A 13,100-nucleotide genomic window follows, 5' to 3' on the forward strand; every position below is an offset into this window, starting at 1 on the left:
ACGCTTAAATCCCCGCCCCCTGCGAATAACTCTCTTCTCCAAAGACGCCGGTAGAGAGATAGCGATCGCCGCGATCGCAAATAATCGCCACCACTACTGCACCCGGGTTTGCCTGCGCCACCCGAATCGCACCCGCTACCGCGCCGCCCGAGCTGACGCCACAGAAGATACCTTCGCGCACGGCCAGCTCACGCATGGTATTTTCCGCCTCGCGCTGGTGAAGATCCAGCACCTGGTCCACAAGCTGTGCATTAAAAATGCCCGGCATATACTCCGCAGGCCAGCGGCGAATGCCCGGAATGCTGCTCCCCTCTTCCGGCTGCAGGCCAACGACGGTGACGGTTTTCGCCTGCTCGCGCAGAAAACGGGATACGCCGGTAATGGTTCCCGTGGTGCCCATGCTGGAGACAAAATGGGTAATGCGCCCGTCGGTTTGCTGCCAGATTTCCGGGCCGGTGGTGGTGTAGTGCGCGTAAGGGTTGTCCGGGTTGTTAAACTGATCGAGCAGTTTACCTTCGCCGCGCTCGGCCATTTCTAACGCCAGGTCGCGCGCGCCTTCCATCCCCTGCTCTTTGGTCACCAGAATCAGCTCGGCTCCGTAGGCACGCATCGCGGCGCGACGCTCCTGACTCATATTGTCCGGCATCAGCAGCTTCATGCGGTAGCCTTTCAGCGCCGCAATCATCGCCAGGGCGATACCGGTGTTGCCGCTGGTGGCTTCAATCAGCACGTCGCCCGGCTTAATCTCGCCGCGCTTTTCAGCCTGGACGATCATCGACAGTGCGGCCCGATCTTTCACCGACCCCGCCGGGTTATTGCCTTCGAGTTTGACCCAGATTTCGCTGCCGTTATCCGGCCCCATGCGCTGAAGTTTGACCAGAGGGGTATTGCCGATGGTGTGTTCGAGTGTTTTCACGATTTTTACTCAATAAAAAAGCCGGGTTGCGCGCAGCGATCCCGGCCTACAAGACGCAGTTTTAGCTGTAGGCCCGGTCAGCGCAGCGCCACCGGGCGATAAACATCCTAATAACCTATCAGGCTGACTCCGCCAGAGCAATATCCTCGCGCGTCTCGATGCGTTCCTTGCCGTGATAAATACGGGCATGCTGAAGACCGACAAACAGGCGCTCTCCCCGATGCGGCGGGACGTCGTCGCGCATGACCACGGTCAGCGGCTCGGTATACCAGCCCAGCGGCTGAACCACCAGTTGGGTGTAGTGCCCTTTAGGGCTCGCTTCCAGCACCTGTACCGGCAGCGGTGAGTCCAGACTGGTTCGACGGCTCACATCCACTTCCCACGGACGCAGGAACAGATCGACCGGACCCTGGTGGGCGGAGGTATAGCCCAGCGGCCAGCGGTGCGCGCCGACGTGGAACTGCCCACCGCGGATAGTGCCCTGCAGACGGTTCACCTCGCCCATAAACTCCAGCACGAAGCGGGTCGCCGGTTCACGCCAGAGCTGCTCCGGCTCGTCAACCTGCTCAATGTTGCCCTGACTCATGACCACCACGCGATCCGCGACTTCCATCGCCTCTTCCTGGTCGTGGGTCACAAAGACGCTGGTGAATTTCAGCTCTTCATGGAGCTGACGCAGCCAGCGGCGCAGCTCTTTACGCACCTGTGCATCCAGCGCGCCAAAGGGTTCATCCAGCAGCAGAATTTGCGGCTCAACGGCCAGCGCGCGCGCCAGCGCCACGCGCTGTTTCTGCCCGCCGGACAGCTGGGCCGGGAAACGGTCCGCCAGATGCGCCAGCTGCACCATCTCCAGCAGTTTGGTCACTTTCGCCTTAATAGTTGCCGCATCCGGGCGCTCGCGACGCGGCAGCACCGTGAGGCCAAACGCAATGTTGTCAAACACGGTCATGTGGCGGAACAGCGCGTAGTGCTGGAACACAAAGCCCACTTTACGATCGCGGGCGTGCAGGCGGCTCACGTCGGTGCCGTGGAAGCGGATGTGTCCGCTGGTCTGGTGCTCAAGCCCGGCGATAATGCGCAACAGCGTGGTTTTGCCCGAGCCAGACGGCCCCAGCAGCGCCACCATTTGTCCGGAAGGGATATCCAGCGAGATATCATTCAGCACCTGGGTGCGACCAAAAGACTTCTTAATATTGGCAATCTCAATGCTCATGATTTCCCTCCTGATGCTGACGTTTTTCCTGATTTTCTAAACGCCACTGCACCACACTCTTCAAAAACAGGGTCAAAATCGCCATCAGCGTCAGCAACGCTGCGGCAGTAAAGGCGCCGATGGTGTTGTAGTCCTGCTGCAGGAGTTCAATCTGCAGCGGCAGCGACAGAGTTTCACCCCGAATGGAGCCAGAGACGACGGAAACGGCACCGAATTCACCAATCGCGCGGGCGTTGGTCAGCACCACGCCATAAAGCAGCGCCCAGCGGATGTTCGGCAGGGTCACGCGGCGGAACATCTGCCAGCCCGACGCACCCAGCAGCACCGCCGCTTCGTCTTCGTTGCTCCCCTGGCTTAACATCACCGGCACCAGCTCGCGCACCACAAACGGACAGGTCACGAAGATGGTGACCAGCACCATGCCCGGCCAGGCGAACATGATCTGCAGGTTATGCGCATCCAGCCAGCCGCCCAGCGGGCCGTTGGAGCCGTAGAAGAGCAGATACACCAGGCCCGCCACCACCGGCGACACGGCGAAGGGAATATCCAGCAGGGTCAGCAGCAGCTGACGTCCCGGGAAATTAAAGCGCGTCACCAGCCACGCCAGCAGGGTACCGAACACCAGGTTCACCGGAACGGTGATCAGGGCAATCAGCACGGTCAGCCAGATGGCGTGCAGCATATCCGGGTTCGCCAGGTTTTCCAGCGCGGGCATCAGGCCCTTGCTGAACGCCTGAACGAAGATATAAATCGTCGGCACGACGAGAATGAGGGCGGAAACCAGCACGCCCGCCCCAATCAGAAACCATTTACCCCAGTTGATGCGGGGCGCATCGTATCGCTTCAATTGCGTAACTTCCGCCATCAGTGACCTACCACACGTCGACCAAAGCGACTTTGCAGAGTGTTAATCGAGTACAGCAGCAGCAGCGATGCCGCGAGGATCACCGAAGCGATCGCGCTCGCCGCCGGATAATCAAACTCCTGCAGGCGAATGAAAATCATCAGCGAGGTCACTTCCGTTTTCCAGGCGATGTTCCCGGCGATAAAAATCACCGCGCCGAACTCGCCGAGGCTGCGGGTAAACGACAGCGCGACGCCCGCCATCAGCGCCGGAGACAGCTCCGGCAGCACCACTTTGCGGAAGCTCTGCCAGCGCGTGGCGCCCAGCGTTTCCGCCGCTTCTTCGTATTCCGGACCTAACTCTTCCAGCACCGGCTGCACGGTACGCACCACAAACGGGATGCTGGTAAAGGCCATCGCCACCGCGATACCGAGCCAGGTATAGGTCACCTTGATGTCAAATTTCGCCAGCCACTCGCCGTACAGCCCGTTCACGGAGAAGAGCGACGCGAGGGTTAAGCCCGCGACCGCCGTCGGCAGCGCAAACGGCAGATCCATCAGGGCGTCAAGCAGCGTGCGGCCCGGGAAGCGATAGCGGGTCAGGATCCACGCCATCAGCAGGCCGAACACGCCGTTAAAAATGGAGGCGACAAACGCCGACAGCAGCGTCACCTTATAGGCAGCCACCACCTGCGGGTTGGTGATCACGTCCCAGTACTGCGCCCAGCTCATCTGCGCAAGCTGCATCACCAGCGCGCTGAGCGGCAACAGCAGAATCAGGCAGACGAACAGCAGGCTGGTCCCGAGGCTTAATGTAAAGCCCGGCAGCACGCGTTTGGTCGAGACTGCAAACATTACTTATGCCCCGCCGCCAGCAGTTTGTCTAACTCACCGCCGCTGGCAAAATGCGTTTTCATCACGTCTGGCCAGGAGCCAAAATGGTCTTCCACGCGGAACAGCGCGGTCTGCGGGAACTTATCTTTCAGCTTGTTCATCACGTCCGGGTTGTTCACGCGGTAGTAGTAATCGGTAATGATGGCCTGCGCCTGAGGGCTGTACAGGTAATTGAGATAGGCTTTTGCCGCTTTCTCGGTACCGTTTGCCTGCACGTTTTTATCCACCCATGCGACCGGGAATTCGGCCAGAATGTTGGTTTTCGGGATAACCACCTCAAAGCCCTGCGCTTCATACTGCTTGCGGATGTTGTTCACTTCCGACTCAAAGCTGATCAGCACATCGCCCAGGCCGCGCTCTGCGAAGGTCGTGGTCGCCCCGCGGCCGCCGGTATCAAACACTTCGACGTTTTTCAGGAACTGGGTCATGAACTGCTCGGTTTTGGCTTTATCGTTACCGCCAGCCTTGTCCGCCGCGCCCCACGCCGCTAAATAGGTGTAACGCGCGTTACCGGAGGTTTTTGGATTCGGGAAAATCAGCTTCACGTCGGAACGCACCAGGTCGCTCCAGTCGTGGATATTCTTCGGATTGCCCTTGCGCACCAGGAAACCCATGGTGGAGTAGAACGGCGAGCTGTTGTTCGGCAGACGGCTCTGCCAGTCCGCCGGGATCAGCTTGCCTTTGTCGTGCAGGATCTGCACGTCAGTCACCTGGTTGTAGGTCACGACGTCCGCTTTCAGCCCCTGAAGGATGGCCAGCGCCTGCTTGGATGAACCGGCGTGAGACTGCTTGATGGTCAGCTTGTCGCCGTTATTGTCTTTCGCCCACTGCTGTTCGAACGGGGGATTAAGGGCGGCAAACAGCTCGCGGGAGACGTCATACGAACTGTTCAACAGTTCAGTCGCCTGCGCCTGTGCCACCAGCAGTAAACCTGCCAGCGCCAGAGTTCCTTTTTTCAGTACAGTAACGGCCATTGCGCACCCTTATAAATGTGATGACTATCTTATAGTCATAATATTTATAACGGTGATGAAAGCAGTAACGGTTTTATATACCGTTTGGTGATTTAGAAGCAGAAAAGGGAATAAGGCGCGGGGAAAATTGCCGGGTGGCGCTAACGCTTACCCGGCCTACGTATGGAAAGCGGTTTACAGCGCCAGCAGACGCTCGACGGACGGCGCGAAGTAGTAGCCGCCGGTCACCGGTTTGGTGAAGCGCAGCATGGCGTCGCGCTTGCCGTCGGTATCGCCGAACATGCTCAGCAGCTGCTGTTCAATGTTATGCAGGCGCGCGCAGTAGGCGCAGAAGTAGAGGCCGTGCGTGCCGCTTGCGGTACCGTACGGCAGGCTCTGGCGGACAATCTTCAGCCCTTTGCCGTCTTCTTTTAGGTCAACGCGGGTCAGGTGCGAGGTGACCGGACGGTCATCGCCGTCGATCTCTTCGTTAGCTTCTTTGGTGCGGCCAATCATCATCTCCTGGTCGTGCACGCTCATGCGGTTAAGCTGCTTGAGGTTATGCTCCCAGCGCTGCACGAACACGTAGCTGCCGCCCGCGTCCACGCCGTCTTTGATTACCGCGACTTCACGACGCGTCTCTTCACCCGCTGGGTTTTCCGTCCCGTCGACGAAGCCGCTCAGATCGCGCTCTTCTACCCAGCGGAAACCGTGAACCTCTTCCTGCACCTCGATGCTGTCGCCAAAGGCCGCCACCGCCGCCTGGGCAACGGAGAAGTTCACGTCGTGACGCAGAGAAAGGATGTGGATCAGCACGTCGTACTGGGTCGCAGGTGCAAGGCCTTTGCCGTAAGGAATGAAGTCCTTCAGCTCTTCTGCCCCTTCACCGCCGCTCAGCTGACGCCAGACGTTATTGCCAAACGCAACAACGGCGCCGAGGTGGGCTTCCGGGAATTTGGCCTGGAAGGTCGCCAGTTTATCAATAAACGCTTTGCTGGCCGCACGCAGGGCATCCACGTCCCCTTTGACATTGGCTTCAATCCAAATCGCCGCGCGGCAATGTTCTGGCAAAATGCCACTCTGAACCTGAGACATCGCTCCTCCTGAAATAAAGATGCCACGTCAGCGTGGCATTGATGGCGGCTATTATACCCGGATTTCAGCGAGGCGGTTTGTTCAGACGCAAATTACTGCTTCCAGAGTATTTTGCTCACCTTCCAGCTCTTCAGGGTGTCGTCAGACGGCATCAACCCTTCCGGGCCGCTCCAGGTGCCGGTAAAAACATAGCTGATGTGCTGGCTGCCTTCCGCCTTACACTCCACCGCCACCTCATCGTCGGATGGCACGCTGGTGCAGTTGCCAAAGGCCTGCTTATAAAGATCGCTAAACGGCGTCCCGACCTTCACGCCGCTGGCGGTCGGAATATCTTCATCCATCACCGCGATCCGGTTTACCGTGCCTTTGTCACCGTTGATCGCCAGCGCCAGCTTGTCGCCCTTCAGCGCCTCGTAATAGCGCACTATATTGCCATTCTCTGTTTTCATGCCGCTGCGCAGGCGGTAGTCACTGCTGAGCGCATCCTGAATAGCATTCTGATCCAGCGCCGTCGCGGCGGTAATTTTACCCACGCCCTGCTCGGTCACTTCCGTTGATGAGCCAAACCAGTTCCACGGATACGCAGCGGACCAGTTAATGGAGGAGAGCGTCGAACAGCCGGTCAATGCCAGCGGAAGAGCGCATAAAACTAAACGCAGCGATTTCATTGAAACGTCCTTACGTGTTAAATCAACGCTTGTTGGAGTGCGACATCGGCAAAAAGTGCCGGATTAATCATCCTGAGGCACAAAACAGGCGCGAAGACGTGGGTTGGTCAGCAGCCACAGCAGCGCCACGATATCGGCAACCACCAGCGCAACGCCGATGCCCGTCAGCGGTTCACCGTACCACCAGAGTACCGGCTGCCAGAAGAGCAGCGCAATTTGGGCAAGGATCAGCAGCCCGCGAAGCGCGCGCCACAAGCGCGGGATTACGTGCCGCCGACCGCTGCACAAGAAAGCCACCACCGCCGGTACGCCCGGCAGCAAGCCGAGCCAGAAGGCATCGTGATCGGGATAAAAGAGCGTCAGCAGCGTGTCGCCCTGCCCGCGCGACGCGGCGGCCATCACAAACAGCACCCAGGTGCGGGCCTGAAGCAGCAGAACGCACCAGAATAAAAAGGGCAGCCTGACGCGACCCTGCGCGTCATAATCTGCCGGATGGATCTCAGTACTCTTCATCTTCGATGAGACGCTTTCCTAAATTCAGCACGTCAGCGTGTACGTAGCCCAGGCGTTCATACATGCCCAGCACCACGTCGTTATCTTCCCGCACCATGATCTGGATTTTCGGACAGCCGCGGGCGATCAGCTTCTTCTCGAGCCGGTTGAGCAGCGCATTGGCAATACCGCGACCACGGTATTCCGGATGAACGCCCAGATAATAGGCCGAGCCGCGATGGCCGTCATAACCGCCCATCACCGTCCCCACAACCTCGCCATTGACTTCCGCAACCAGAAACAGACTGACGTCGTGATTCACCTTACGTTCGATATCCATTTCCGGATCGTTCCACGGACGCAGCAGATCGCAGCGCTCCCAAAGGGTGATCACCTCTTCGAAATCTTCCTGGCGAAAAACGCGTATCTCCATGGTATTAACCGCCTTTTCGGGTTTAAAAACAGTGATTATGGCGCGAACCACGCCTTTAGCCAATAACCGGGGAAAATCTCGCCAAAATTTGGCATAATGTCACTTTGTCACGTATTGAAATGAAAAGTAAAACAATTCTCAATAAGGACTGTCGTAACGCTAAACGCGATACGATATAACACCAGGACCCCTTTTTTTAGTATTCAGGCCGCATGAGCACATTCAAACCATTAAAAGCACTCACATCGCGTCGTCAGGTTCTCAAAGCGGGGCTGGCGGCCTTAACGTTAACGGGCATCGCAAAGCAGGCTCAGGCAAAAGACGAGAGCACGCTTAAAACCAGTAACGGACACAGCAAACCGAAAACCAAAAAGCCGGGCGCAAAGCGCCTGGTGATGCTCGACCCTGGCCACGGCGGTATTGATACCGGCGCCATCGGCAAAAACGGGTCGAAAGAAAAACACGTCGTGCTGGCGATTGCAAAAAATGTGCGGGCGATTCTACGCAGCAACGGCATTGACGCGCGTCTGACGCGCTCTGGCGACACCTTTATTCCGCTGTACGATCGCGTAGAGATCGCCCACCAGCACGGGGCGGATCTGTTTATGTCGATTCACGCGGACGGCTTTACCAACCCGTCTGCCGCCGGTGCCTCGGTGTTTGCGCTGTCCAACCGCGGCGCCAGTAGCGCCATGGCAAAATACCTCTCCGACCGCGAAAACCGGGCGGATGAAGTCGCCGGGAAAAAAGCCACCGACAAAGACCACCTGCTACAGCAGGTGCTGTTCGACCTCGTGCAGACGGATACGATCAAAAACAGCCTGACGCTCGGCTCGCACATCCTGAAGAAGATTAAGCCAGTGCATCGCCTGCACAGCAGGAGCACCGAACAGGCGGCGTTTGTGGTGTTGAAATCACCGTCTATCCCGTCCGTGCTGGTGGAAACCTCGTTCATTACCAACCCGGAAGAGGAGCGACTCCTCGGCACTACGGCGTTTCGTCAGAAGATCGCCAACGCCATCGCCTCCGGCATTATCAGTTACTTCAACTGGTTTGATAACCAAAAAGCGCACTCCAGGAAACGCTGATGAAACCCAATGCTCAACTGGTCAAAACCTTCCTGCTGCAGTTACAGGATGAGATTTGCCAGAAACTGGCCGCCGCTGACGGCGGAGAATTTCAGGAAGACAACTGGCAGCGCGAAGCCGGCGGCGGCGGGCGTAGCCGCGTGCTGCGTAACGGCGGCATCTTCGAACAAGCGGGCGTGAATTTTTCCCACGTTCATGGCGACGCGATGCCCGCGTCTGCGACGGCACACCGTCCTGAACTTGCGGGCCGCAGCTTCGAAGCGATGGGCGTTTCGCTGGTGGTGCATCCGCACAATCCGTTTGTGCCGACCAGCCACGCCAACGTGCGCTTTTTCATTGCGGAAAAAGCGGGGGCCGATCCGGTCTGGTGGTTTGGCGGCGGTTTCGACATGACGCCCTACTACGGCTTCGAAGAGGATGCCGTGCACTGGCACACCACCGCGCGGGATCTTTGCCTGCCGTTTGGCGAAGACATTTACCCGAAATTTAAAAAGTGGTGTGATGACTACTTTTACCTGAAGCACCGCGACGAGCAGCGCGGCATCGGCGGGCTGTTCTTTGACGATCTCAACACGCCTGATTTTGATACCGCATTCAGCTTTATGCGCGCGGTGGGCGAAGGCTATACCGACGCGTACCTGCCCATCGTCGAACGCCGTAAAGACACCAGCTATGGCGTGCGCGAGCGCGAGTTCCAGCTCTACCGTCGCGGGCGCTACGTGGAGTTCAACCTGGTATGGGATCGCGGGACGCTGTTTGGCCTGCAGACCGGCGGGCGCACGGAGTCGATTCTGATGTCGATGCCGCCGCTGGTGCGCTGGGAGTACTGCTACGAGCCAAAAGAAGGCAGCCCGGAGGCTGCCTTGAGTGAGTTCCTTAAAGTACGCGACTGGGTTTAACTGCCGGATGGCGCTGCGCTTATCCGGCCTGCTCAACCCGTAGGTCGGGTAAGCGAACGCGCTACCCGACTCACAAGGCTTACAGCGGCTGCGTCTGCGCCTCAACCACCGCCAGCGCCACCATATTCACGATACGGCGCACGGAGGCAATCGGCGTTAACACATGCACCGGTTTCGCCACGCCCATCAGCACCGGTCCTACGGTCACCCCTTCAGAGCTGGAGACGCGCAGCAGGTTATAGCTGATACGCGCCGCTTCCACATTCGGCATAATCAGGATGTTTGCCGATCCCTTCAGCGGGCTGTCCGGCATACGTTCGTTACGGATGCTCTCCACCAGCGCCGCATCGCCGTGCATTTCCCCGTCAATCATCAGCTCCGGCGCGCGCTCGCGCACCAGCGCCAGCGTCTCACGCATTTTGCAGGCCGCCGCTGATTTGGACGAACCGAAGTTAGAGTGCGACAGCAGCGCCACCTTCGGCTCGATACCGAAGCGGCGCACGGTCTCGGCGGCCATCACGGTGATCTCCGCCAGCTCGTCCGGGCTCGGATCGTCGTTAACATAGGTATCAGCGATAAAGGTGTTCCCGCTCGGCAGCAGCAGGGCGTTCATCGCCCCGGCGGTATGGACGCCGTCGCGATAGCCGAAGATCTCCTGCACCACGCTAAAGTGCTCGTGGTAGTCGCCGATGGTGCCGCAGATCAGCGCATCCGCCTCGCCGCGATGGACCATGATCGCGCCGATCACCGTCGTGTTGCTGATGACGGCTTTCTGCGCCTGCTCCTGGGTGATCCCCCGGCGCTTCATGATCGCGTAGTATTCGCTCCAGTACTCTTTGAAGCGCGGATCGGATTCGTTGTTGACGATCTCGAAGTCGACGCCCGGCTTAATCTGCAGGCCCAGCTTCTGGATACGCATTTCAATCACGCTCGGACGACCAATCAGGATTGGTTTCGCCAGGCCTAAGGTGATCAGCTCCTGGGTGGCGTGCAGCACGCGCGCCTCTTCCCCTTCCGCCAGCACCACGCGCTTCGCGTCGGCGCGCGCCTGAGAGAAGATCGGCTTCATGAACAGGTTGGTTTTATAGACAAACTCGGTGAGCTTATCGACGTAAGCGTCGAAGTCTTCAATCGGACGCGTCGCCACGCCGGAATCCATCGCCGCTTTTGCCACCGCAGGGGCAATTTTGACAATCAGACGCGGGTCGAACGGTTTTGGAATGATGTAGTCCGGACCAAAGCTCAGATCCTGATCGCCATAGGCTGAGGCAACCACTTCACTCTGCTCGGCGTGGGCCAGCTCCGCAATGGCGTGCACCGCGGCCAGCTTCATCTCTTCGTTGATCGCCGTCGCGCCGACGTCCAGCGCGCCGCGGAAGATGAACGGGAAGCAGAGCACGTTGTTCACCTGGTTCGGGTAGTCGGAACGCCCGGTGCAGATAATGGCGTCTTCACGCACCGCTTTCGCCAGCGGCGGCAGAATTTCCGGCTCAGGGTTCGCCAGGGCCAGGATCATCGGCGCGCGCGCCATCTTCTTCACCATCTCCTGGGTCAGCACTTTCGGACCCGAGCAGCCGAGGAAGATATCCGCGCCGTCAATCACGTCCTCAAGCGTGCGCTTGCCGTCGTCTTCTACCGCATACGCCGCTTTGGTTTCCGCCATGTTCGGCTCGCGATCTTTGTAAATCACGCCCTTGGAGTCGCAGACCACAATGTTGTGTTTCTGCATCCCCAGCGCCACCAGAAGGTTCATACAGGCAATCGCCGCCGCACCTGCGCCGGACACCACCATGCGAACGTCGGAGAGATTTTTCTCTACCACGCGCAGGCCGTTGAGAATGGCGGCGGTGCTGATAATGGCCGTTCCGTGCTGGTCGTCATGGAACACGGGAATGTTCATACGCTCGCGCAGCTTCTGCTCGATATAGAAACATTCCGGCGCTTTGATGTCTTCCAGGTTGATCCCGCCGAAGGTCGGCTCCAGCGCGGCCACCACGTTGATGAATTTGTCAGGATCGAGCTCGTCCACCTCGATATCAAACACGTCGATACCGGCGAATTTCTTGAACAGCACCCCCTTTCCTTCCATCACCGGCTTACCGGCCAGAGCGCCGATGTTACCGAGCCCCAGTACCGCCGTGCCGTTAGAGATCACGGCAACAAGGTTGCCGCGCGCGGTGTATTTATAGGCCGCCAGCGGATCTTTTTCGATCTCCAGACACGGGGCCGCCACGCCCGGCGAGTAGGCCAGCGCCAGATCGCGCTGTGTCGCCAGCGGCTTGGTTGGGGAGACCTGAATTTTGCCCGGGACAGGGAACTCGTGAAAATCGAGGGCACTCTGTTTCAACTGCTCATCCATCTTATTTTTCCTTTCACGTATCGGTCAAAAGGGTGACGAAAACGATCCGGTTGCACACCCTGGTGTGCCGCCTAGTATCGCCTCAGGCCGCCTCCTAAACTTTGAAGGCTGCCAAACTCTCACCATCACACATTAAAAATTGTTATCAATTTATAACAGCCATGTTACCCGTCTCAAAAGCAATGCCTCCCCCGTCTGCTATGCTTTTTTGTTAAGTCCATCATGATTTTCTCAGAAGTGTGAACTAACGCACTCAGCTAACGCTTTTATTTCCAAGGAGTAATCATTTATGAACCAGCTAGACGGCATCAAACAATTCACCACGGTGGTCGCAGACAGCGGCGATATCGAGTCGATTCGCCACTATCAGCCGGAGGATGCGACCACCAACCCTTCGCTACTGCTCAAGGCAGCCGGGCTTACCCATTTTAGTCATCTGATTGATGACGCCATTGCCTACGGAAAACAGCGCGGGAAGACGCAGGAGCAGCAGGTCGCCGAAGCCAGCGACAAGCTGGCAGTTAATTTTGGTGCGGAAATTCTTAAAAGCATTCCGGGGCGCGTCTCGACTGAAGTTGACGCCCGCCTCTCGTTCGATAAAGAAAAGAGCATCAACAAGGCTCGCCGCCTGGTGGAACTCTACCAGGAGCAGGGGATCGATAAATCACGCATTCTGATCAAGCTGGCGTCGACCTGGGAAGGCATCCGCGCCGCAGAGGTACTGGAAAAAGAGGGAATTCACTGCAACCTGACGCTGCTGTTCTCCTTTGCCCAGGCGCGCGCCTGTGCCGAAGCGGGCGTGTTCCTGGTGTCACCGTTTGTTGGCCGCATCTACGACTGGTACCAGGCGAAACAGCCGATGGATCCGTACGTGGTGGATGAGGACCCGGGCGTGAAATCGGTGCGCAATATCTACGACTACTACAAACAGCATCGGTACGAAACCATCGTGATGGGGGCCAGCTTCCGCCGTACCGAGCAGATCCTCGCCCTGGCGGGCTGCGACCGCCTGACCATCTCCCCTAACCTGCTCCAGGAGCTACAGGACAAAGAAGAGACGGTCATCCGCAAGCTGATCCCCACCTCTACCGTTCTGCCAAAACCGAAAACCATGACCGAAGCCGAATTCCGCTGGGAGCACAATCAGGACGCCATGGCCGTGGAAAAACTGGCGGAAGGTATCCGCCTGTTCGCCGTCGACCAGCGCAAACTCGAAGATCTTCTCGCTGCCAAACTTTAACCTTGCC

The 13,100-nt window shown here is 58.3% G+C and carries 13 protein-coding genes; 3 read left to right on the forward strand and 10 right to left on the reverse strand.

Annotated elements, in window-relative coordinates; all coding sequences use genetic code 11:
* Window positions 1-4: 4 nt before the first annotated feature.
* From cysM to FHC52_RS10090, 9 genes are all read right to left on the reverse strand, one after another.
* The gene (gene cysM / locus FHC52_RS10050) at window positions 5-916 is read right to left on the reverse strand and encodes a cysteine synthase CysM (RefSeq protein ID WP_063616505.1); all 912 of its coding nucleotides are present in this window, start codon (window positions 914-916) and stop codon (window positions 5-7) included.
* A gap of 118 nt (window positions 917-1,034) precedes the next feature.
* Window positions 1,035-2,129, reverse strand: a complete 1,095-nt coding sequence (gene cysA, locus FHC52_RS10055) for a sulfate/thiosulfate ABC transporter ATP-binding protein CysA (protein ID WP_008501607.1) — start codon at window positions 2,127-2,129, stop codon at window positions 1,035-1,037.
* Window positions 2,119-2,994, reverse strand: a complete 876-nt coding sequence (cysW, locus tag FHC52_RS10060) for a sulfate/thiosulfate ABC transporter permease CysW (RefSeq protein ID WP_008501608.1) — start codon at window positions 2,992-2,994, stop codon at window positions 2,119-2,121. Before cysW ends, cysA begins: the two co-directional genes overlap by 11 nt.
* Window positions 2,994-3,827, reverse strand: coding sequence for a sulfate/thiosulfate ABC transporter permease CysT (cysT, locus tag FHC52_RS10065; protein ID WP_008501609.1), 834 nt, complete (start codon window positions 3,825-3,827; stop codon window positions 2,994-2,996). Before cysT ends, cysW begins: the two co-directional genes overlap by 1 nt.
* Entirely contained in the window at window positions 3,827-4,840 is a 1,014-nt protein-coding gene (locus FHC52_RS10070; RefSeq protein WP_126289272.1) for a sulfate ABC transporter substrate-binding protein, read from the reverse strand. The genes cysT and FHC52_RS10070 overlap by 1 nt, the downstream gene beginning before the upstream one ends.
* A gap of 174 nt (window positions 4,841-5,014) precedes the next feature.
* The gene (locus tag FHC52_RS10075; protein ID WP_023294250.1) at window positions 5,015-5,914 is read right to left on the reverse strand and encodes a Dyp-type peroxidase; all 900 of its coding nucleotides are present in this window, start codon (window positions 5,912-5,914) and stop codon (window positions 5,015-5,017) included.
* Between the two features lie 92 nt (window positions 5,915-6,006).
* Entirely contained in the window at window positions 6,007-6,582 is a 576-nt protein-coding gene (locus FHC52_RS10080) for an RpoE-regulated lipoprotein (protein WP_021241797.1), read from the reverse strand.
* A 63-nt stretch (window positions 6,583-6,645) separates the two neighbouring features.
* Window positions 6,646-7,095, reverse strand: a complete 450-nt coding sequence (locus FHC52_RS10085; protein ID WP_023294251.1) for a DUF2919 domain-containing protein — start codon at window positions 7,093-7,095, stop codon at window positions 6,646-6,648.
* Window positions 7,082-7,507: a GNAT family acetyltransferase gene (locus FHC52_RS10090; RefSeq protein WP_008501614.1), complete on the reverse strand. Its 426-nt coding sequence runs from the start codon at window positions 7,505-7,507 to the stop codon at window positions 7,082-7,084. The genes FHC52_RS10085 and FHC52_RS10090 overlap by 14 nt, the downstream gene beginning before the upstream one ends.
* A 212-nt stretch (window positions 7,508-7,719) precedes the next feature.
* Between FHC52_RS10090 and amiA the strand changes: the two genes are divergently transcribed.
* Both amiA and hemF read left to right on the forward strand, forming a co-directional pair.
* Window positions 7,720-8,595, forward strand: coding sequence for an N-acetylmuramoyl-L-alanine amidase AmiA (gene amiA, locus FHC52_RS10095; RefSeq protein ID WP_008501615.1), 876 nt, complete (start codon window positions 7,720-7,722; stop codon window positions 8,593-8,595).
* Complete coding sequence (gene hemF, locus FHC52_RS10100; protein WP_023344644.1) at window positions 8,595-9,494, forward strand: oxygen-dependent coproporphyrinogen oxidase; 900 nt, start codon at window positions 8,595-8,597, stop codon at window positions 9,492-9,494. Before amiA ends, hemF begins: the two co-directional genes overlap by 1 nt.
* 79 nt (window positions 9,495-9,573) lie before the next feature.
* On the opposite strand, the gene maeB is transcribed toward hemF, so the two are convergent.
* On the reverse strand, window positions 9,574-11,853 hold the full coding sequence (gene maeB, locus FHC52_RS10105) for an NADP-dependent oxaloacetate-decarboxylating malate dehydrogenase (protein ID WP_008501617.1): 2,280 nt from the start codon (window positions 11,851-11,853) through the stop codon (window positions 9,574-9,576).
* Between the two features lie 289 nt (window positions 11,854-12,142).
* Here maeB and tal point away from each other — a divergent pair, with 289 nt between their 5' ends.
* Window positions 12,143-13,093, forward strand: coding sequence for a transaldolase (gene tal, locus FHC52_RS10110; protein ID WP_025912780.1), 951 nt, complete (start codon window positions 12,143-12,145; stop codon window positions 13,091-13,093).
* The last annotated feature ends 7 nt before the right edge of the window (window positions 13,094-13,100 follow it).

Source organism: Enterobacter sp. EC_64, assembly GCF_019584165.1.
Lineage (GTDB): Bacteria > Pseudomonadota > Gammaproteobacteria > Enterobacterales > Enterobacteriaceae > Enterobacter > Enterobacter roggenkampii.

Bases quoted from the DNA above. Each gene is read 5' to 3' on its own strand.
- FHC52_RS10070 (WP_126289272.1), bottom strand. From the start codon at position 4,840: ATGGCCGTTACTGTACTGAAAAAAGGAACTCTGGCGCTGGCAGGTTTA.
- FHC52_RS10075 (WP_023294250.1), bottom strand. From the start codon at position 5,914: ATGTCTCAGGTTCAGAGTGGCATTTTGCCAGAACATTGCCGCGCGGCG.
- FHC52_RS10085 (WP_023294251.1), bottom strand. From the start codon at position 7,095: ATGAAGAGTACTGAGATCCATCCGGCAGATTATGACGCGCAGGGTCGC.
- cysW (WP_008501608.1), bottom strand. From the start codon at position 2,994: ATGGCGGAAGTTACGCAATTGAAGCGATACGATGCGCCCCGCATCAAC.
- FHC52_RS10090 (WP_008501614.1), bottom strand. From the start codon at position 7,507: ATGGAGATACGCGTTTTTCGCCAGGAAGATTTCGAAGAGGTGATCACC.
- amiA (WP_008501615.1), top strand. From the start codon at position 7,720: ATGAGCACATTCAAACCATTAAAAGCACTCACATCGCGTCGTCAGGTT.
- cysA (WP_008501607.1), bottom strand. From the start codon at position 2,129: ATGAGCATTGAGATTGCCAATATTAAGAAGTCTTTTGGTCGCACCCAG.
- hemF (WP_023344644.1), top strand. From the start codon at position 8,595: ATGAAACCCAATGCTCAACTGGTCAAAACCTTCCTGCTGCAGTTACAG.
- tal (WP_025912780.1), top strand. From the start codon at position 12,143: ATGAACCAGCTAGACGGCATCAAACAATTCACCACGGTGGTCGCAGAC.
- maeB (WP_008501617.1), bottom strand. From the start codon at position 11,853: ATGGATGAGCAGTTGAAACAGAGTGCCCTCGATTTTCACGAGTTCCCT.
- FHC52_RS10080 (WP_021241797.1), bottom strand. From the start codon at position 6,582: ATGAAATCGCTGCGTTTAGTTTTATGCGCTCTTCCGCTGGCATTGACC.
- cysT (WP_008501609.1), bottom strand. From the start codon at position 3,827: ATGTTTGCAGTCTCGACCAAACGCGTGCTGCCGGGCTTTACATTAAGC.